The organism is Vibrio sp. Vf1514, from assembly GCF_052076135.1.
GTDB classification, from domain to species: Bacteria; Pseudomonadota; Gammaproteobacteria; order Enterobacterales; family Vibrionaceae; genus Vibrio; species Vibrio furnissii.
On sequence record NZ_CP197267.1, the window covers coordinates 2,353,501 to 2,371,959 of the forward strand.

The following is an 18,459-nucleotide window of genomic DNA, read 5'->3' on the forward strand; positions in this document are numbered from 1 at the left end:
GCGTCCCTTTTTTCTGTGCAAGCCGACTCGCTTATTGCTGAGTCGGTTTGCGCTCATCCACGATAGCGGCCAATACAGGCACCATCTCTTTCAGTAGCTCTTCCTCAACCGGTTTACCCGCTGAGTTGGTGACGTTGATTGATGTCCGGTTCCCCAAATCACCAAACAGGAAGGTGTAGGTTCCTGAATTCAGGTTCATCGGTTTCACGCCAATCTCATTCCAGAATTCGTCATCCGGTGAAGCGTACTTGGCTTTCATGGTGCCTTGCGACTGGTTACGTTCTTCAATCTTGAAGCCCATCTTCGGCAGCAAGTCTGGCAGACGTTGCCACAGAATGTCGTAAGGCGTCCGCGCGATGATCACCGGGAAGCCGCTGCGGTCAGAGCCCATCGTAATTGGAATCTGTTTCACCAGCTCTTGCGCTTTACGCGCCGCTTCTGCACGCACATCTTGATCGTAGCGAGACGTCACCAAGTTGGTCATAAACGCGTTGTAACGCTCTTTGTTGGTCGCGGTCACCGGCTTTTGTTTGCCGCCTTCACGCCAATCAATCAACGAGATCTTAAATCCGTAACGGTTGTTGGCTTCCACGCGACTCAATTCGTAGCGGCTGCCAATTTCCATATCTTCATCTTCCGACACCCAAGTCACCCAGTCGGTTTCGACGTGGTTGGCATTGGATTGCACGGCTTTGATGTTGCGCTCTTGCATCATGGTGTTGGCGATTTGCCACACTTTGTCTGCTTCGTCTTTACGGATCATCCACAAAGTGACTTCGCCATTTTGACGTTCAGCGCGCGCGCCCGGGATCAGCTCCAGCACTTGTTGCGGCGGACGAATGTCAACCACTGGGCCGATGCCACCGTTAAAATCACCTTGGGGAATATCGTAATCAGGATAAAACTGCGGGGTGGCGTCTTGCGGCAAAACCCACGGTTTAAAATCTTTTGTATCCAGGTAGTTAAAATCATTTTTGGCTTGGCGGCGTTGCGTCGGAGAGCTTGAACAGGCACTCAAAACCAAAACAGCCAGTGATCCAACCACTAGCTGGCGCGATAACTTCATTGAAACTCCTAAAATTTGCCGAGGCATGAAAACCTCGGCATTGTAATGGATAGCGCCTTATAAAATACAGGCTTCTGTCATTGCTTGGGCAACAAGTGGGCGCGCTTGTTCAGAGAGTTCCGTTAAAGGTAGACGTAGATCACCTTCTGCAATCAGACCCAGCTTATGCGCCGCCCATTTCACAGGAATAGGGCTCGACTCAATAAACAAGCCTTTGTGCAGTGGCATCAGGCGTTGGTTGATGATTTCCGCTTCCTCAAATTTGCCAGCCAGTGCTAAGTGCATCATGTTGGCCATATCGGCAGCGGCCACGTTGTTCGTGACTGAAATCACCCCTTGACCACCTAACTTCACAAATTCCAGACCGGTGGCATCATCGCCACTCAGCAGCACAAAGTCGTTGCCACACAGTTCACGGTGCAGCGCTACACGGCTCAAATCACCGGTTGCATCTTTGAGTGCCACAATGCTTTTAAGTTCCGCCAAACGTGCAACCGTTTCTGGATGCAGGTCAACCGCCGTACGGCCGGGTACGTTGTAAAGGATCACAGGGATGTCGGTTTCTTGCGAAATCGCTTTGTAGTGCTGGAACAAACCTTCTTGCGTCGGCTTGTTGTAGTAAGGCGTCACGCTGAGGTAACCAGCGATACCTGTGTTGTTCAGCAGACGGCTGAACGTCACGGATTCATGGGTCGCATTGGCGCCGGTACCGGCGATCACAGGAATACGGCCGTCCGAAAATTCAAGCGTCTTTTCAACGACTTTGACATGCTCTTCGATAGTGAGTGTGGATGACTCACCGGTTGTTCCTACCGAAACAATGGCGTCAGTACCGGCTTCGATGTGGTAGTCTACCAGCTTCTTCAGGCTAAGATAGTCAACCTCACCGTCATGGTTGAAAGGTGTAATTAACGCGACGATACTTCCTGAAAACATGTCTATCTCCCTAGATTGATAACTTTTGCATGGTACTGCATGGGGCTTGAAAAACACAAGGGGGGAAATTCGCTTAAACAGCCCTTATGAGTGAATATTTATCAGATGTTAGACGTTAGGCCTACTCTGCCTTTTCTCACTGGGTTATACACCCCTGTCAAATCCCCTTGTCAACAATACGTGATTTTGTGAAAACACAGGCATAAAAAGACGTTTTCTCGCGCTTTCTCTATACTTCAACTGTGATAACATGCCGAAAAACACTAAGCGAAGCGACTCTATGACTCAACATTTGGTGATCACCGCCGTGGGTACTGACCGGCCAGGGATTTGCAATCAGGTTGTCAAACTGGTAACGCAAGCAGGCTGTAATATCATCGACAGCCGTATTGCGCTATTTGGAAATGAATTCACGCTGATCATGCTGGTCTCTGGCAACGCCAACAGCATCACCCGTGTGGAAACGCTGCTGCCACTCTTGGGGCAAGAGCAAGATCTGATCACCATGATGAAGCGCACGTCCCCACACGCTCAACAAGCCAACGCCTATACCGTGGAAGTGTATGTCGAATCGGATGACAAACCGGGCCTGACCGAAAAGTTCACCCAGTTCTTTGCCGCTCGCAACATCGGCATGGCCTCCCTCAGCGCGCAAACCATCGACAAGCAAAAACTGGAGCGGGAAACCAACCAGTTCCAAATCGCGATCACCGCACACGTCGATGGCGATTACAATCTGATGCAGTTGCAAGAAGAGTTTGATGCGATGTGTCAGGAACACGACGTACATGGGTCGCTTAACTTCATTAAAAACAGTCAATAAAACAGAAAGGAAGGACCATGAATACACTCAAGGCAGGTTCGCCAGCTCCGGCATTTTCTCTTCTCGATCAAGACGGCAAGACCGTGTCTCTGTCTGATTTCGCCGGCAAAAAAATCCTGTTTTACTTTTACCCCAAAGCGATGACGCCGGGCTGCACTGTGCAAGCCCAAGGCATGCGCGACGTAAAAGGTGAATTGGATGCGCACAACGTGGTGGTCTTGGGCGTGAGCATCGACCCGGTCAAACGTTTGGGCAAATTCATTGAACGGGACAACCTGAACTTTACCCTGCTGTCAGACGAAGACCACGCGGTCGCTGAACAGTTTGGTGTGTGGGGCGAGAAAAAGTTCATGGGTAAAGTGTACGATGGCCTGCACCGCATCAGTTTCCTGATTAACGAAAACGGGGTGATTGAACACGTCTTCGATAAATTCAAAACCAAAGATCACCACGAAGTGGTGCTGGATTACCTCAACAGCAAGTGATGATGGCTGCGGGAATCGGCGAGATAGCTGGCCTAATTCATTTGCATTCCATGATTAATTTGCATAAATAGTCAAAAAGGCCAGTCGCGATGACTGGCCTTTTTCGTTACAAGTTCACCGAATTAGACCACGAATTTGTTGAGAATCGCATCTTGCTCACGCACGTTTTCTGTTTGAACTTGCATCGCAATGTTGGCTTCTTCCGCAGATTCTGACACCTGAGTCGACAGGTCTTTGATCTTCACCGTGTTGTTGTTGATCTCTTCTGCCACCAAACTTTGCTCTTCCGCCGCCGAGGCAATCTGCATATTCATATCACTGATTTGTTGAATTGCATTGCGGATCCGTTGCAGCGCCGCATCCGCCAGTTGCGATTTCTCAACCGCATCTTCGGCAGTCGATTTACTTTCGTTCATCGCGACCGACACCGAGCTTGCGCCCGCTTGCAGTTGCTCAATCATGTTACGAATTTCGGTGGTCGATTGTTGCGTGCGCTGGGCCAGCGTGCGCACTTCATCGGCTACCACAGCAAAGCCACGACCCGATTCGCCCGCACGTGCCGCTTCAATCGCCGCATTCAGTGCCAGCAAGTTGGTTTGGTCGGCGATGTCGTTGATCACTTTCAAAATGGTTTCGATATTGGCGGTGGCCGATTCCAAGCCACGCACTTCTTCGACGGCCATTTCGATGTGTGCCGACAAACGGTCAATCGACGCCGTGGTGTCACTCACCACGCGTGACCCTTCGACGGTGGCATCATCTGCCTCTTTAGCCGCTGACGCCGCGCCTTGGGCATTGTTCGCCACTTCCGTTGCCGTCACCGACATTTCGTGCATCGCCGTTGCCAGTTGTTCCAGCTCTTGCAACTGCGCGCGCATCGCTTCGGCAGAGCCGTGCACGGTGCCCATGGTTTGCTCAGCGCCACGCATGATCTCTTCACCGATGGCTTTCGACTGTTTGATCTGATGCTGCAAGGTTTCCGTAAAGCTGTTGAACCCTTTTGCCAATTCAGCAAACTCTTTGTCAGTATTGGTGTTGAGTCGCTTGGTCAAATCGCCCTGACCAGACGCCACATCTTGAATCGCTTCATTCAGTGCGCCCAGTGGGCGCATCAGCACTTTGATCAGCACGCTCAAGCCAATCACACTCAGTACCAACCCAATCACGGTGTAGAGAATCGAGCTGTTGCGCAAGTCAGACACCGCAGCAAACGCAATCGACTCATCGATGATGGCGCCGATGTACCAGTTTTCACTCGGCACCAGCGTAAAGTTAACCATAAACGGACTGCCATCGATGTCGATGCGCTGTGTGCCCTCTTTGAGTTGTACTTGGGGCAGATAGGTCGCGAGCTTCTGACCGTTGTTTTTGGTATCTGGGTGCGCGATGGTGGTGCCATCAGCAGTCACGATAAACAGATAACCGGCATCAAACAGGTTGATGGAGTTCACCAACTCCGCCAATTTGGTCAGCTCCAAGTCGTAGAACATCGCCGCTTTGAATTGACCATTTTCATACACGGGCGTACCAATCGAAATGATGGTTTTCTTGGTTGAAACGTCCACGTACGGGTCGGTCACGGTCAGCTTGCCGACGCGTTTCGCATCCACAAACCAAGGTCGTTTACGCGGGTCGTAATCGGCGCCCGGCTCCCAACCGTCATCATTTTCGACCACGGTGCCATTTGAGTCATACCCTAACCCCACCGCAAGGAAACTGCTTTTGAGCTTGGGTTTCTCAAGCACGTTTTTCACGTAGGTGCGGTTTTCCGGATCCAGCTCCAGCACCTCAGTCATCGACTGAGCCAGTGCTTTCTTACTGGTCATTTCGGATGTGATGGTATTTTTCACCCCGGCCACCATCTCTTTCAGACTACTGTTGACCAGAGATTCCACTTCCGAGCGCACGGTGCTCAGTTGTTGAATAGATAATAGTAAAATCACAATTAGTAGTAGCGCAGATGATGCAGCCACAATCTTTTGGCTAAATCTCATAATTTCCCTCGACTCGCAAACTCTCAGCACATTTGATTTTTTTATACTTATTCCTTGTTGTATCGACTAGCCAGATTGGAACTTGAGAGGTCTTAGCCCCTAAACTACATTTTAATCAATAATTTTGAACTCGCTTCATAAATGCACAAAAAAAAGCCCCATCACAACGTGACAGGGCAATTCGATTCAATTTTTGTGCGCTCACGCGCTGGTTTGTGGCGGCTCTTCGTCAATGCTCGGTAGTGCTTTCCACACGGCCTTGACCAAAGTGGCCAACGGAATGGCAAAGAACACGCCCCAAAATCCCCACAGGCCACCAAACACCAGCACCGCCACGATGATCGCCACGGGGTGAAGGTTCACCGCTTCCGAGAACAGCACCGGCACCAACACGTTACCATCTAGTGCCTGAATGATGCCGTACGCAATCAGCAAGTAGTAAAACTCGGGCGTCACGCCCCATTGGAACAGCGCCACAATAGCCACAGGCACCGTCACCACGGCCGCCCCAATGTATGGAATCAAGACAGAGAAGCCGACCGCGACAGCCAGCAGCACCGAGTAACGTAACTCCAGCACAGCGAAAGTGACGTAACTCACGCCCCCGACAATTAAAATCTCCAGCACTTTGCCGCGAATGTAATTCGAGATTTGCTGATTCATTTCATGCCACACTTCGGTCGCCAGTTTGCGATTGCGTGGCAATACACCGCGTACAATGCGCAGCATCTCCTGCTTATCTTTAAGCAAGAAGAACACCAGCAGCGGCACCAGAATCAGATACACCGCTAAGGTCGCAATGCTCACCAGTGAGGCCAATGACCCTTTCACCACCGATTCCCCCATGCTCAGTGCCTTGTTCTTGGCATTGTTCATGATGGGTTCCACGATTTCGAGGCTTGCCAATTCCGGGTAGCGATCGGGCAAGGTTGCAATGAATTTTTGCAATCCGGTGTACATGTTGGGAATGTCGTTAATCAAATTGACGATTTGCTGCCAAATGGTCGGCACCAACCCAAACACCGCAAACAGCATCACGCCGATAAACGCCACAATGACCAAAATCACCGCGAAAGTCCGAGGAATTTTCCAACGGCACAGTTGCACCACCGGCCATTCGAGCAGATATGCCAACACAATGGCCACCAGCAACGGGGCAATTAAGTGACCAAAGAAATAGATGGTAATGAAACCAAAAAACAGAATAGCGACGAGGCTGACTGCATGGGGATCGGAGAAACGTCGTTTATACCAACGACTCACCATTTCAAACATGGGGCGCTGTCTCCTTTAAGACATGAAGAGAGAAATGATCATTGAACGTCTTACACTGAAAGGCAAACTGCTTTCGCAGCAAATAAGACTCGATATCGCGTATGGCACTGGGATCGACAATCAAAATGGTCATGGATTCGCCATTCTGCAACCGCTCGGTGTGACGTTTCGCAAGTAATAACGCCATCGGGCAACGCTGCTGACGCAAATCGAGAATATTCGGTTCCATTCTGCGGCTCAATCCTTAATATAGGTGGAACATTGTATCGCCTTTTCCGCTGGGTGCCAGTATTTGGCTTCGGCTAAAAATCGTTACAATTCATTGCTTACTTATACCTGGGCGTCTGTTCGGTGATCGGGAAACCAATCCAGTCAGGTAATGTCTTATACCTTAACAGTCGAACGGATGCGTTGACCAATCAAAGTTGATGGCCTCGCCAATCACGCTCGATTACAAGGTAAAGTAGAAGATGATTTTGGAGTCTCACCTCAAACCATGATAATTAAACGTACTCGTTCATTCGTGAGCCTTTGTTTGGCTGCGGTACTTGCGACCCCGCCCTTGGCTTACGCCGACAACAGCATCGAGTTGCCCAGCATTGGGACCGTCGCAGGTTCCACACTGACCATCGATCAGGAACTCATCTATGGCGATGCGTACATGCGCATGCTGCGCAACAGTCGCCCTGTTATCAATGATCCGGTACTCAACGAATACATCGATTCTTTGGGGCATCGTTTGGTGGCTTATGCTGACGATGTCAAAACCCCGTTTACCTTCTTTATGATTCGCGACCGCGACATCAACGCCTTTGCCTTCTTTGGCGGATATGTCGCGCTGCACTCCGGGCTGTTTTTGCATGCGCAATCGGAAAGTGAACTGGCCTCGGTTCTGGCGCACGAAATCGCGCACGTGACCCAGCGCCACCTCGCGCGCAGTATGGAAGATCAAGCGCGTCGCTCACCAGCGACGATCGCAGCGCTGGCCGGGTCACTGTTGCTGGCTATTGCCGCCCCGGAAGCGGGGATTGCCGCCATTACCGCCACCACCGCGGGGAACATTCAAAGCCAAATCAACTACACGCGTGCCAATGAAAAAGAAGCCGACCGATTTGGGATTGCCACGCTGGCCAAAGCGGGATTTGACGTCAACGCCATGCCGCGCTTTTTTGGCCGCTTGGCCGATGAATACCGTTACGCCAGTAAGCCGCCACCGATGTTGCTGACGCACCCATTGCCCGAAGATCGCATCACCGACAGTCGCCAGCGCGCGCAGCAGTACACGCCCGTTCGTTTGCAACCGTCGCTCAACTACCATTTGGCACGCGCACGCATCGTGGCACGTTATGCGGGCATCGACAGCGATGCAGCGCTTGACTGGTTCAACCGCACGCAGAAAAAAGCCGAACCGTCACTGCACCCGGCGTTTGAATATGGCAAAGCCTTGGTGTATATCGACAGCAAACAGTACGATAAAGCTGAGCCACTGTTGAATGCGCTGCTCAAAAGCGATCCGGTCAACGGCTTCTATCTCGATGCAGTGTCTGACCTTTATTTGGCCACCGACCGTCCACAAAAAGCGCAAGCGCTGTTGAGCGCGGCGCTGAAACAGAAACCCAATAACGCGGTACTGACCATCAACTACGCCAACGCGATGATGAAGGAAGAGAAGTACAGCGACGCAATTCGTATTCTGCAACGCTACACCCACGATAACCCCAACGACACCAACGGCTGGCAGCTCTTGTCTGAAGCCAACATTCGTTTGGGGAACAGCTCGGAAGATTTGGCGGCGCGCGCCGAAATTTTTGCGCTGCGGGCCAACTGGAACAAAGCCATTCAGTTTTACACCCAGGCCAGCCAGTTAGCTAAACTGGGCAGTTTAGAACAGGCACGTTACGACGCTCGCATCGACCAATTGATGGTGCAGCGTGAACGTTTCCTATCACTCCAATAACAAAATAATGATGAAGGAAGAATTATGTCAGTCGTGATTTATCACAACCCTCGATGCTCAAAAAGCCGCGAAACGCTGGCCTTACTGGAAGAGAAAAACATTCAACCACAGGTCGTCAAATACCTTGAAGAGCCGCTGAGCGTGGCGCAACTGAAAGAACTCTATGCACAGTTGGGTCTAACGCAAGTGCGCGACATGATGCGCACCAAAGAAGACATCTACAAAACGCTCAACTTGGCTGATACCAGCCTGTCTGACGATGCGCTGTTTGAAGCCATGGTGGCCAATCCAAAACTGATTGAACGCCCTATCGTTGTGGCAAACGGCAAAGCGCGTCACGGCCGTCCACCGGAGCAAGTGCTGGATATTCTATGAGTTGTCGTTTGGTGGTGCTGTATTACAGTCGCCATGGTGGCACCCAAGCCTTGGCGCGCCAAATTGCGCGCGGCATTGAGTCGGTACCGGGTTGCGAAGCGTTGCTGCGCACCGTGCCGGAATTGACCGAACAGGCTGGATTGGCCGACGACCCCCTGCTGACGCTGACAGAACTGCGTCAGTGTGATGGGTTAGCGATGGGCAGTCCGGTGTGGTTTGGCAATATGGCCGCGCCGTTGAAACACTTTTGGGATCAAACCACGCCGTTATGGCTCAGTGGCGACCTGATCGATAAACCCGCATGTGTATTTACCACCTCATCCACACTGCACGGCGGTCAGGAAACCACGCAGCAAACCATGATGATGCCGCTGTTACACCACGGCATGCTGGTGCTGGGGATCCCCTACTCGGAACCGGCGTTGCACACCACCACCTCAGGCGGCACGCCGTATGGGGCCAGTCATGTGTCTGGACACAACGATCGCATCACCGGTGACGAAAGCGCACTGGCACAAAGTTTAGGAAAACGACTTGCCCGCGTGGCAAGCCAATTGAAGGAAAAATCATGAGCGTCGATATGTCGCCGCGCACCACGCTGTTTCGTTGGCTTGCGCTGGGCGGGAACTTGTCTCTCTTGGGCTGGATTGCCCTATGGCAACTGGAACTGTCACCCCATCCACACATTAACCCACTCACGTTGACCATTGCGTGGCTCATTCCGCTGCTGCTCCCGCTGCCGGGAATTTTAGCTGGCAAACCGTATACGCATGCATGGGCCAATTTCATTTTGATGTTCTATTTTCTTCACGCCTTGACCCTCTTGTACATTGATGATGGTGAGCGCGTGTTGGCCGCGGTTGAGCTATTGCTGACGCTGGCGGCATTTATGGGCAACATTCTTTATGCTCGTCATCGCGGGAAAGAGCTAGGATTGAAACTGACCAAGTTGTCGGAAGTGGAAAAGCAGGAACGCGCTCGGTTTGACAACAAGTCGTAACCGCGTTTTCTCGCCACTCACTCGTACAAAAAAAGCGCCATAACGGCGCTTTTTTCATGTTGCAGGGTTTATGTTGCAAGAATCGATTTACCCTTGCCACTGAAAGTAGAGCGTGTTGATCGCGGGTTCAGCAGGCATCACCGGCTGCGCATCAACGCTTGGCTCGGTAGCCAGTACTGGTTGCACATCAATCGTCGACGTCGATGACGCGGCATCCGCTTGTGCAGGAACTGCGGCAGCCCCTTCGCTATCAATGGCATTCGTTTCGACACCATCTGTCTCTACACCGTCCGTTTCAACGCCATCCATGCCAACAGCATGCGTTTCCGCGGCGGGCATCAGCGATGGTTCTCGTTGCAACTGCGGCGCTGGCGCTTCGCGAGTCACCACGCGGCCCATGCGCAGCACTTCTTGCTGAAACTGGCTTTCGCTCGCCAGCAAGTGCACTTTGAAAATCACTTCATTGCCTTGAATTTTAAGAATATCCAACGACGCAACCGAGCTTAACCGTTTGAGGCGGTCTTCCAGCGTAAAGAATGACACCGCGCCATTCACCGGCGTAAACGACGCCAGCACTGCTTCCGAGGATTCGCTGTTGACCATCACCGCGCCTTTCTGTGCGTAGTAATCACTCAGTTCATCCACCATGTCTGCGGCCGCATTTTGCCCCGACGCCTGACCGCTCATCGGCGTTTTAGGCGCCGCAATCATGTTGCCAGCGTTTTGATCGTACAGTGTCCAACGCAAATTCGAGCCTTGCGCACGCACCACCAACACCGCATCGGTTGGGTAACGTTGGCTAGCCAAACTGATCGGCTGCGCAAAGCCGCCCCACAGATCGGAAATTTGCACCCCAGTGATGTCATCAAAATCACCGACAGGCACAATAAGCGGCAGGCCACGTAATTGAGCGCTGGCTTTGAGCTGGCGCAGCAGGGGCGTATTGGCGTGCTCCCACGTGATGCTGCGATCATAGTTGGACTCTTCCACCAGCCAAACCAACAGGTTGGCGCGATTTTCAGGCCAAAATGGCAACTGCGCCTGAGTCAGCAGCGAACGGATATGTTGGCCACTAAATCCCATGCGCAGGGTTTTCGCATCGCCTTGCTGCGCGTAGCTGATTTGATTCAAGTACTGCGAATTCTGACGCAGCGCCTTTTGAATGACCTCGTTGTTGACCGACTCTTTATCGCCGGTCGCACGCACAATCACTTGTTGCATCCCCGCAATGCGGGCCGCGGCGTCAGCATTGTCCTGCTGCTCATCGATCACGACTTCTGTTTGGTACAAATTGACTTTCGTCAGCGCAAGCGCCGGCAGACTCATCAGCCCGGCCATCAACAATGCTAAATAACGCATAGTGTTCCTAGGTCCTCAATTGTGAAGGTTGATGATAAGCAACTATCCGATTTCGGGCAAGAAAACGCCGCCAGTATCGCGTCAAAAAATCCCCAATTCGTGGCTGGCTATTTCGTCACTGTAAACTAAAAATAATCCATTTTTTGATCCAGTTTAAATGGCAAACGTTTGCAAAAGTGATAGAATCCCGCGAATTTTGTTCAGTATCAGGGAAAATACAATGAAAAATGCCATTCAAGGCGCACAGATGCTTTTCGTCGCATTTGGTGCTCTGGTTCTTGTACCGTTGTTAACCGGTCTTGATCCCAACGTCGCACTTTTCGGTGCTGGTGCCGGCACCCTCCTCTTCCAAATCATCACCCGTCGCTCCGTTCCAATCTTTCTTGCTTCTTCTTTCGCTTTCATCGCTCCCATTATGTACGGTATCCAAGCTTGGGGTATTCCGGCAACCATGGGTGGATTGATGGCAGCCGGTGCGGTTTACATCCTTATGGGTGCAGTGATTAAAGTGCGCGGTGTGGAAATCATCCACAAACTGCTGCCGCCTGTAGTGGTAGGGCCGGTGATCATGGTGATCGGTTTAGGCCTTGCGCCAGCCGCAGTCAACATGGCACTGGGTAAAACCGGGGACGGTTCGGTGCAACTGGTCGCAGGCGATGCGGCCCTGTGGATTTCATGCGTTTCACTGCTGGTCACCATCGTGATGAGTGTGTTCTCCAAAGGCTTCTTTAAGCTGGTTCCCATTTGTGGTGGGATTGCATCGGGCTACGCTTTGTCGCTTTACTTTGGTGTGGTGAGCTTTGCGCCAGTACAACAAGCGGCATGGTTTGCACTGCCAAACTTTACTTTCCCAGAATTCAACATCAACGCCATTCTGTTCATGATTCCGGTTGCCATTGCACCCGCTGTTGAACACGTGGGCGATATGCTGGCGATCTCGAATGTGACCGGCAAAGACTACATCAAAAAACCAGGCCTGCACCGCACCATCACCGGTGACGGGGTTGCCACCATGGCGGCAACATTCCTTGGCGCGCCACCAAACACCACCTACAGTGAAGTGACCGGTGCCGTGATGCTGACCAAAGCATTCAACCCAGCAATCATGACATGGGCAGCAGTGACTGCCATTGTGCTGGCACTGGTGGGTAAACTGGGCGCACTGCTACAAACCATTCCTGTGCCAGTCATGGGCGGCATCATGATTCTGCTGTTTGGTTCGATTGCAACCGTGGGCCTCAACACGCTGATCAAAAACAACGTCGACCTGCACAAATCACGTAACCTCGTGATCGTGGCGGTGACGCTGGTATTTGGTATCGGCGGCATGGCTTTCGGTATTGGCGAATTCAGCCTGCAAGGCGTGAGCCTATGCGGTATTGTCGCGATTATTCTTAACCTGGTCTTGCCAAATGATTTGGGCGAAAACCACATCGTGGATAACGCGCAGATGGAAGAAGGCAAACACTGATTCGTTCGCGAATAACGGATTCGTTCTTGAAGATCAAAACGGCCTCTGATGAGGCCGTTTTTTTATGTGGGGTGTTTGCGCCTGCGCGTTAGGCATTTTGGCACAAATCGACAAACTGCGCGCGCGTGAGCATGGCTAAATCCTTGGGTGCCAGCTCGATTTCCAGCCCGCGTTTACCGGCGCTCACACACAGCGTTGGCAGTTCCAACGCACTAAGGTGAATGAAGGTTGGCAGCGCTTTTTTCTGCCCCAGTGGGCTGATGCCCCCCACCACATAACCCGTGGTTTTCTGCGCGATCTCAGGGTTTGCCATGTCTGCCTTTTTGGCATGCGCCGCTTTGGCTGCCAGTTTCAAATTCAATTTGTGATCCACCGGAATCACCGCGACCGCCAGATTCTTCTCTTCTCCATTGAGGCAAAACAGCAAGGTTTTGAATACGGTTTTCGGATCTTGGCCGAGTGCCTGAGCGGCTTCTAAGCCGTAGCTGCTGTGGCTCGGATCGTGTTCGTATTGATGAATGGTGTGGGAAACTTTCTTTTTCTTCGCAAGGTTAATCGCTGGAGTCATGGTGAATCGGTCCTTTATACCAATCAGGATAAACCCGGGCGGGCTTATAGTGATTCGTACCATTGAGATAAAAAAACAGGCGATGCGCCATCGCGCATCGCCTGATAGTTAAAGGGATTCAACCTATTGAGTCAATCCTTTCCTGTCCTCATTCCTGATAAACGATTTCACCCGATGGCGCGAAACGGTTCACATCCACCGGACTGTTCGCTTCCAGATAATCTTTCAGCACTTCAGCGTCGACAAAACCGGTGTTGACGTAACCTGCGTGATCAGAAATCTTCGGATAACCGTCACCGCCCGCCGCGTTAAAGCTTGGCACAGTAAAGCGGTAATTCTCATCCAGACGCAGCTGTTTACCACCGATGAAGACGTTCGACACTTTACCGTTGGCGACCGTCATGGTAATCCCCGCAAATTGCGCGTAAGCACCGGAATCAATCGGCTTGGTTGCCACCACGTTGAGGTAATCCAACACTTCCTGACCATTCATGTCAACGTAGCTCACGATGTTGCCAAATGGCTGCACTTGCAGCACATCTTTATAGGTCACATCACCGGCAGGAATGGAGTCACGCACGCCGCCCGAGTTCATCACCCCAAAGTCGGCTTTCGCGCGCTGCATGTGCGCGGTCGCAATCAAACGACCCAGATTGGTTTGTTGGTAGCGCACCACATCGCGATCACCTTCCAATTTACCGTTGGTTTCAGCGATCTTCACGTTCAGCTGCGCTGCACCTTTTTCCTGATACGGACGCAAGAAATCGAGCATCGCTGGATCTTCTTTAATTTCAGTGGTGGTAAACACACGTTGGCTTTCGCCGTTCACCTTCACTTTTTTCTTCAAGTTCACCGGAATGAGGTTGTAGCTGACCATGTTCAGCTCACCGTTACGGAATTCGTAATCCGCACGACCGACATATTTCCCCCATTCGTACGCTTGAACGATGTACGTTCCGTTTTGAATGTCCGGCTTGCACTCATCACCCGGTACGAAGTTTTTCTTCACCAGATTTGGGCCTTCCATACAGACCGGCTCTTGGGAGTGACCACCGACGATCATGTCGAGCTCACCTTTCGGCAGGAAGCGCGCCAGTGCCACATCGCCCGGCGCGTTAATGCCATGCTGACCATTCTGGTAGTGGCCCATGTGTGTCACGGCGATGATCAGATCCGGGTGTTCGGTTTTTTTCAGTTCTTGGATCACCTGTTTCGCTTCCGCTTTGGGATCACGAAAATCAATGCCACCGATGTATTCCGGGTTACCAATCTTGGCGGTGTCTTCTGTAGTTAGGCCGATCACCGCAATCTTAATGCCCTGCTTGTCGAAGATGTGGTACGGCTGGAACAGACGTTTGCCAGTCGCTTTGTCATAAATGTTGGCCGACAGCATCGGGAAGTTGGCCCACTCTTCCTGTTGGAACAGCACTTCGAGCGGGTTATCGAATTCGTGGTTACCAATGGCCATCGCATCATAACCAATATGGCTCATGCCTTTGAAATCCGGTTCGGCATTCTGCAAATCAGATTCTGGTACCCCGGTGTTGATGTCACCGCCAGACAACAACAGCACGCTGCCGCCCTGTGCTTCTACATCCGCACGGATCTGGTCAATCAACGTTTTGCGCGCGGCCATGCCGTATTCACCATAGTTGTTCTGCCAAAAACGGCCGTGATGGTCGTTGGTGTGCAAAATGGTCAACTTGTAGGTGGTATCTTGTTGCCATTCGTGGGCGGGTTGCGAAGCACAGCCAGCCAGCGACGCAATAATTGCGGCGCTTAACACGGATTTGAGGAGTAAGCCTTGTTTCATTGTCGTACCTTTCAACTGATGGGGGTCCACTACTTTTCTTTTCAAAGTGTAGTCAGTCAATGCGCTCTTCTTTGAGAGTGATCGCGCCAACTGACTGATAAAACATGAACTAATTTAAAATAAGCCAAATGATGTAACAGCTTTGTTGCATCACTCTGTGAAATTCATCACTAAAAATAGCCACAGGCGCGGCGAAGCGTATCGAGAAATGGCAAATGGTGTTGTGAAGCGCCGAGAGTATTTCACCCGTTATCCGCACGCCATCTGCAAAAATGAGTGCGCAAGCGTTTACGTCACCGCCGAAGCACAGCGACAAAAAAGCCGCCCGAAGGCGGCTTCTGCAATCGATTAGCGAATGTCGATCGGCGCGAAGCTTTTCACCAAATCGTCCAGCGCTTTCATTTGCGCCAAGAACGGCTCCAGCTTGTCGAGCGGCAGTGCCGATGGGCCATCGCATCGCGCTTGATCTGGATTTGGGTGCGCTTCAATGAACAAGCCCGCGATGCCCGTTGCCAGACCCGCTTTCGCCAGTTCCACAGTTTGCTCACGACGACCACCCGAGGCAGCGCCCGATGGGTCACGCATTTGCAGGGAGTGCGTCACGTCAAAAATGATAGGGCTGCCGTTCGACGCTTTCTTCATCACGCCAAATCCCAGCATATCAACAACCAAGTTGTCGTAACCATGGCATGAGCCGCGCTCACACAGGATCACTTTCTCATTGCCACACTCTGCGAATTTTTCCACGATGTTGCCCACTTGACCTGGGCTCATGAATTGTGGTTTTTTCACGTTGATCACCGCGCCTGTCTTCGCCATGGCTTCAACAAGGTCGGTTTGACGCGCCAAAAACGCGGGCAACTGAATCACATCCACCACGTCCGCAACCGGCTGTGCTTGTGCTTCGGTGTGTACGTCAGTGATGATTTTCACGCCGAACGTGTCTTTCAGTTCTTGGAAGATTTTCATGCCTTCTTCCAAGCCAGGACCACGGTACGAGTGCACTGAGCTGCGGTTCGCTTTATCAAACGAAGCTTTGAATACGTAAGGGATGCCCAATTTGTCAGTCACTTTGACGTAGTGCTCACAGATTTGCATCGCCATATCGCGCGACTCCAGAACGTTCATGCCTGCAAACAGGGTAAACGGCTTGTCGTTGGCAACCGGAATATCACCGACGTGAACAATTTTCTGTTCCATTCTCTTTTCTCTTCGTTGTGATTAATGCAGCGTCACGTGGTTGTGACTGAGTGCATTGAGTTGAGTTTTCAATAATTCTGCGGCCGGATCGTCCGGGCACTGCTCAATAAAATATTGATAATCCGTCAGCGCCACCTGATGGCAATCCAACTGTTGATAGATAAAGCCGCGATCGCGAATTTCATACGGATCATCAGGCACAAACGTCAGTGCCAGATCGGTGCATCTCAGCGCTAGAGTATAGCGCTCTTCACGCAGCAGAGCACTTTTCAGCAAGGCCAACCAACGCCCAATGATGGTTGGATGATCGGCAGGCTTCAAATGGTCGGCTTTGAGTTTGGTCAGCGGCCCTTTGTGGCCAATCAGCCACGCTTGCAAGGTATGACGCGACACATATTCACCGGAAAACGGGTTCAGGTACAAAGGCGCTTCTCCCGGCCAGCGAAGTTCTAACAAGAACTGCGTCGGAAAGGTGATGCCTTGCAGCGGAAAGCCCAATTGGCGACCAAAAAACAGCAGCAACGCGCCCAAACTGACGGGAATGCCTTTTCGGCGTTCCAGCACTTTATCGATGAACGCGTTGTGGGAATCGTAGTAGGCCTCGCGGTCACCACAAAATCCCCACTCAAAATAGAATAAGCGTAGAAACGATTCAAAACGCTGCTTTTCATCGCGTTCATGAACCAGACTTTGCTCAGCGTCGTCCAGTAATCGTTTCAATTCGATGCGCGCCCAGTCGACCTGGGTGTCCGGATTGATGGCTTTATTCAGCGCAAGGGCACCTTCCACCAGCTCCATCGCATCGAAATCTTCATCAAACAAATCCAGCATCACACTACTCTATCTGTGAATCTAATACGGACAGCAACAGCCAATGCGGCTTAGCCAAAGAACATCGGAATTTTGGTTACGGCAATTTTGCCGGCAATCGCCAGCCAGCCCAGCGCACCAAAAAACGCAAATGTGCGCAGCAGCTTGTTGCGACCCAGTTTCAGGGCAAAGAAACCCAGTGCGATGTAAGCCAGCACGCTGGTCAGTTTGTCGGTCATCCAAGGCGCGGCTGCGGTAAATGGCACAAATCCGGTGACAAAAATCAGGCCGATCCCGGAGAGCAGCAGGCAGGTGTCCACAATATGAGGAAACACTTTGAGGAATTTATGTTGGCGCAGTTCTGAATCCATCATCATCAGTACGTAACGTACCGAGAGCAGCAGCGCGCTCAGACCGATGGTCAGCAAGTGAAAATGTTTTAATCCTTCGTACATTGTCTTCCTCGTTCGTCGTTATATTGGCCCAGCGTCACGCGATCATGACCGGCATAATCCTGCTCGGTGATCACGTGCTGATAGCCCAGCGCTTGCATGATGGTTCTCACGCTCGCACCCTGATCGTAACCGTGTTCAAACGCCAACCAGCCGCCGCTTTGCAGATAATCACGGCCAGCGTCGCTGATATGTTTGATGTCGGCTAACCCGTTATCGGCGGCAACCAGCGCACTTTTCGGTTCAAAGCGCACATCGCCCTGAGCCAAATGCGGATCGTTTTCTTCGATGTATGGCGGGTTGGAGACTATCAAAGCAAACTTTGTACCGTGTGATAAGGGTTCAAACCAACTGCCCTGCAAAAACGTGACATTGGTTAAGTGCAAACGGTTTGCATTGTCGCTGGCCAATTGCTGCGCTTCGTCACGCAGGTCGATCCCAACCACGCGACGTTGTGGCAGTTCAGACGCAAGCGCCAAGGCAATCGCGCCTGTGCCCGTCCCCAAATCGAGAATATCGCCATCCAGCGTCTGCGCTTTTTCCAGCGCCACTTCCACCAAGCGTTCCGTGTCGGGACGCGGAATTAAGGTGGATGGCGAGACTTTCAGCGGCAGCGACCAGAATTCACGCTCCCCGATGATGTACGCAACCGGCTCGCCAGTCAGGCGACGGGCAAGCAATGCATCAAATGCTGCGTGCGTGGTGTCATCGAGAATTTTATCGGGCCAAGTCAGCAAGTAGGAGCGCGGTTTATCCAGCGCATGGCAAAGCAGCACGGCGGCATCGAGTGACGGCGAATCACTGCCGCTGTGCGTCAATTGCAAAGTCGCCGCCTTGAGGGCGGCTTCTATGGTCAGTGGCGAAGTCATTGACAT

General features: G+C 51.9%; 19 protein-coding genes. 7 read left to right on the forward strand and 12 right to left on the reverse strand.

Annotation, left to right across the window (positions count from 1 at the left end; all coding sequences use genetic code 11):
* Nucleotides 1-31: 31 nt before the first annotated feature.
* Both bamC and dapA read right to left on the reverse strand, forming a co-directional pair.
* Nucleotides 32-1,066 (reverse strand): outer membrane protein assembly factor BamC, encoded by a 1,035-nt coding sequence (gene bamC, locus ACS18Q_RS10850; RefSeq protein ID WP_143678693.1) that lies wholly within the window; start codon nucleotides 1,064-1,066, stop codon nucleotides 32-34.
* Between the two features lie 57 nt (nucleotides 1,067-1,123).
* Nucleotides 1,124-2,002: a 4-hydroxy-tetrahydrodipicolinate synthase gene (gene dapA, locus ACS18Q_RS10855; protein ID WP_004724721.1), complete on the reverse strand. Its 879-nt coding sequence runs from the start codon at nucleotides 2,000-2,002 to the stop codon at nucleotides 1,124-1,126.
* 280 nt (nucleotides 2,003-2,282) lie between these two features.
* On the opposite strand from dapA, the gene ACS18Q_RS10860 reads away from it, so the two are divergent.
* Both ACS18Q_RS10860 and bcp read left to right on the forward strand, forming a co-directional pair.
* On the forward strand, nucleotides 2,283-2,825 hold the full coding sequence (locus tag ACS18Q_RS10860) for a glycine cleavage system protein R (protein ID WP_004724723.1): 543 nt from the start codon (nucleotides 2,283-2,285) through the stop codon (nucleotides 2,823-2,825).
* A 17-nt stretch (nucleotides 2,826-2,842) separates the two neighbouring features.
* Nucleotides 2,843-3,310 carry a thioredoxin-dependent thiol peroxidase gene (gene bcp / locus ACS18Q_RS10865; RefSeq protein WP_004724724.1) on the forward strand — a complete coding sequence of 156 codons (468 nt, stop codon included), beginning with the start codon at nucleotides 2,843-2,845 and terminating at the stop codon, nucleotides 3,308-3,310.
* 122 nt (nucleotides 3,311-3,432) lie between these two features.
* Here bcp and ACS18Q_RS10870 read toward each other — a convergent pair whose 3' ends face one another.
* The 3 genes from ACS18Q_RS10870 to ACS18Q_RS10880 all read right to left on the reverse strand — a co-directional run bounded on the left by ACS18Q_RS10870 (nucleotide 3,433) and on the right by ACS18Q_RS10880 (nucleotide 6,808).
* Entirely contained in the window at nucleotides 3,433-5,304 is a 1,872-nt protein-coding gene (locus tag ACS18Q_RS10870) for a methyl-accepting chemotaxis protein (protein ID WP_014204606.1), read from the reverse strand.
* A gap of 201 nt (nucleotides 5,305-5,505) precedes the next feature.
* Complete coding sequence (locus tag ACS18Q_RS10875; RefSeq protein WP_014204605.1) at nucleotides 5,506-6,579, reverse strand: AI-2E family transporter; 1,074 nt, start codon at nucleotides 6,577-6,579, stop codon at nucleotides 5,506-5,508.
* On the reverse strand, nucleotides 6,572-6,808 hold the full coding sequence (locus ACS18Q_RS10880; RefSeq protein ID WP_143680989.1) for a sulfurtransferase TusA family protein: 237 nt from the start codon (nucleotides 6,806-6,808) through the stop codon (nucleotides 6,572-6,574). Before ACS18Q_RS10880 ends, ACS18Q_RS10875 begins: the two co-directional genes overlap by 8 nt.
* 267 nt (nucleotides 6,809-7,075) lie before the next feature.
* Between ACS18Q_RS10880 and ACS18Q_RS10885 the strand changes: the two genes are divergently transcribed.
* From ACS18Q_RS10885 to ACS18Q_RS10900, 4 genes are read left to right on the forward strand one after another with little or no spacing between them, the layout of a single operon-like run.
* A complete protein-coding gene (locus ACS18Q_RS10885; protein ID WP_441257078.1) occupies nucleotides 7,076-8,536 on the forward strand; it encodes a beta-barrel assembly-enhancing protease in 1,461 nt (486 codons plus the stop codon).
* A 24-nt stretch (nucleotides 8,537-8,560) separates the two neighbouring features.
* Nucleotides 8,561-8,911 (forward strand): arsenate reductase (glutaredoxin), encoded by a 351-nt coding sequence (gene arsC, locus ACS18Q_RS10890; protein ID WP_055465398.1) that lies wholly within the window; start codon nucleotides 8,561-8,563, stop codon nucleotides 8,909-8,911.
* Entirely contained in the window at nucleotides 8,908-9,483 is a 576-nt protein-coding gene (gene wrbA / locus ACS18Q_RS10895; RefSeq protein WP_154180304.1) for an NAD(P)H:quinone oxidoreductase, read from the forward strand. Before arsC ends, wrbA begins: the two co-directional genes overlap by 4 nt.
* A gap of 8 nt (nucleotides 9,484-9,491) precedes the next feature.
* Nucleotides 9,492-9,911 carry a DUF2069 domain-containing protein gene (locus tag ACS18Q_RS10900; protein ID WP_172562318.1) on the forward strand — a complete coding sequence of 140 codons (420 nt, stop codon included), beginning with the start codon at nucleotides 9,492-9,494 and terminating at the stop codon, nucleotides 9,909-9,911.
* A gap of 87 nt (nucleotides 9,912-9,998) precedes the next feature.
* Here the strand turns inward: ACS18Q_RS10900 and ACS18Q_RS10905 are convergent, their stop codons facing one another.
* Nucleotides 9,999-11,270, reverse strand: coding sequence for a DUF2066 domain-containing protein (locus ACS18Q_RS10905; RefSeq protein ID WP_441257079.1), 1,272 nt, complete (start codon nucleotides 11,268-11,270; stop codon nucleotides 9,999-10,001).
* 220 nt (nucleotides 11,271-11,490) lie between these two features.
* Here ACS18Q_RS10905 and ACS18Q_RS10910 point away from each other — a divergent pair, with 220 nt between their 5' ends.
* A complete protein-coding gene (locus tag ACS18Q_RS10910) occupies nucleotides 11,491-12,741 on the forward strand; it encodes a uracil-xanthine permease family protein (RefSeq protein WP_004724744.1) in 1,251 nt (416 codons plus the stop codon).
* A gap of 88 nt (nucleotides 12,742-12,829) precedes the next feature.
* On the opposite strand, the gene ybaK is transcribed toward ACS18Q_RS10910, so the two are convergent.
* The 6 genes from ybaK to prmC form a co-directional block, all read right to left on the reverse strand.
* The gene (gene ybaK / locus ACS18Q_RS10915; RefSeq protein WP_441257080.1) at nucleotides 12,830-13,309 is read right to left on the reverse strand and encodes a Cys-tRNA(Pro) deacylase; all 480 of its coding nucleotides are present in this window, start codon (nucleotides 13,307-13,309) and stop codon (nucleotides 12,830-12,832) included.
* 148 nt (nucleotides 13,310-13,457) lie between these two features.
* On the reverse strand, nucleotides 13,458-15,122 hold the full coding sequence (gene ushA / locus ACS18Q_RS10920; RefSeq protein ID WP_441257081.1) for a bifunctional UDP-sugar hydrolase/5'-nucleotidase UshA: 1,665 nt from the start codon (nucleotides 15,120-15,122) through the stop codon (nucleotides 13,458-13,460).
* A gap of 348 nt (nucleotides 15,123-15,470) precedes the next feature.
* A complete protein-coding gene (kdsA, locus tag ACS18Q_RS10925) occupies nucleotides 15,471-16,322 on the reverse strand; it encodes a 3-deoxy-8-phosphooctulonate synthase (protein ID WP_004724752.1) in 852 nt (283 codons plus the stop codon).
* Between the two features lie 21 nt (nucleotides 16,323-16,343).
* Nucleotides 16,344-17,153, reverse strand: coding sequence for a SirB1 family protein (locus tag ACS18Q_RS10930; RefSeq protein WP_041942496.1), 810 nt, complete (start codon nucleotides 17,151-17,153; stop codon nucleotides 16,344-16,346).
* Nucleotides 17,154-17,203: 50 nt separating this feature from the next.
* Nucleotides 17,204-17,587, reverse strand: a complete 384-nt coding sequence (locus tag ACS18Q_RS10935; RefSeq protein ID WP_004724756.1) for a SirB2 family protein — start codon at nucleotides 17,585-17,587, stop codon at nucleotides 17,204-17,206.
* Complete coding sequence (gene prmC, locus ACS18Q_RS10940; RefSeq protein ID WP_055465402.1) at nucleotides 17,572-18,453, reverse strand: peptide chain release factor N(5)-glutamine methyltransferase; 882 nt, start codon at nucleotides 18,451-18,453, stop codon at nucleotides 17,572-17,574. The genes ACS18Q_RS10935 and prmC overlap by 16 nt, the downstream gene beginning before the upstream one ends.
* Between the last annotated feature and the right edge of the window lie 6 nt (nucleotides 18,454-18,459).

Bases quoted from the DNA above. Each gene is read 5' to 3' on its own strand.
- bcp (WP_004724724.1), top strand. From the start codon at position 2,843: ATGAATACACTCAAGGCAGGTTCGCCAGCTCCGGCATTTTCTCTTCTC.
- ACS18Q_RS10935 (WP_004724756.1), bottom strand. From the start codon at position 17,587: ATGTACGAAGGATTAAAACATTTTCACTTGCTGACCATCGGTCTGAGC.
- ACS18Q_RS10875 (WP_014204605.1), bottom strand. From the start codon at position 6,579: ATGTTTGAAATGGTGAGTCGTTGGTATAAACGACGTTTCTCCGATCCC.
- ybaK (WP_441257080.1), bottom strand. From the start codon at position 13,309: ATGACTCCAGCGATTAACCTTGCGAAGAAAAAGAAAGTTTCCCACACC.
- ACS18Q_RS10910 (WP_004724744.1), top strand. From the start codon at position 11,491: ATGAAAAATGCCATTCAAGGCGCACAGATGCTTTTCGTCGCATTTGGT.
- ACS18Q_RS10885 (WP_441257078.1), top strand. From the start codon at position 7,076: ATGATAATTAAACGTACTCGTTCATTCGTGAGCCTTTGTTTGGCTGCG.
- dapA (WP_004724721.1), bottom strand. From the start codon at position 2,002: ATGTTTTCAGGAAGTATCGTCGCGTTAATTACACCTTTCAACCATGAC.
- bamC (WP_143678693.1), bottom strand. From the start codon at position 1,066: ATGAAGTTATCGCGCCAGCTAGTGGTTGGATCACTGGCTGTTTTGGTT.
- ACS18Q_RS10860 (WP_004724723.1), top strand. From the start codon at position 2,283: ATGACTCAACATTTGGTGATCACCGCCGTGGGTACTGACCGGCCAGGG.
- arsC (WP_055465398.1), top strand. From the start codon at position 8,561: ATGTCAGTCGTGATTTATCACAACCCTCGATGCTCAAAAAGCCGCGAA.
- ACS18Q_RS10930 (WP_041942496.1), bottom strand. From the start codon at position 17,153: ATGCTGGATTTGTTTGATGAAGATTTCGATGCGATGGAGCTGGTGGAA.
- ACS18Q_RS10905 (WP_441257079.1), bottom strand. From the start codon at position 11,270: ATGCGTTATTTAGCATTGTTGATGGCCGGGCTGATGAGTCTGCCGGCG.
- ushA (WP_441257081.1), bottom strand. From the start codon at position 15,122: ATGAAACAAGGCTTACTCCTCAAATCCGTGTTAAGCGCCGCAATTATT.
- ACS18Q_RS10900 (WP_172562318.1), top strand. From the start codon at position 9,492: ATGTCGCCGCGCACCACGCTGTTTCGTTGGCTTGCGCTGGGCGGGAAC.
- wrbA (WP_154180304.1), top strand. From the start codon at position 8,908: ATGAGTTGTCGTTTGGTGGTGCTGTATTACAGTCGCCATGGTGGCACC.
- ACS18Q_RS10870 (WP_014204606.1), bottom strand. From the start codon at position 5,304: ATGAGATTTAGCCAAAAGATTGTGGCTGCATCATCTGCGCTACTACTA.
- ACS18Q_RS10880 (WP_143680989.1), bottom strand. From the start codon at position 6,808: ATGGAACCGAATATTCTCGATTTGCGTCAGCAGCGTTGCCCGATGGCG.
- prmC (WP_055465402.1), bottom strand. From the start codon at position 18,453: ATGACTTCGCCACTGACCATAGAAGCCGCCCTCAAGGCGGCGACTTTG.
- kdsA (WP_004724752.1), bottom strand. From the start codon at position 16,322: ATGGAACAGAAAATTGTTCACGTCGGTGATATTCCGGTTGCCAACGAC.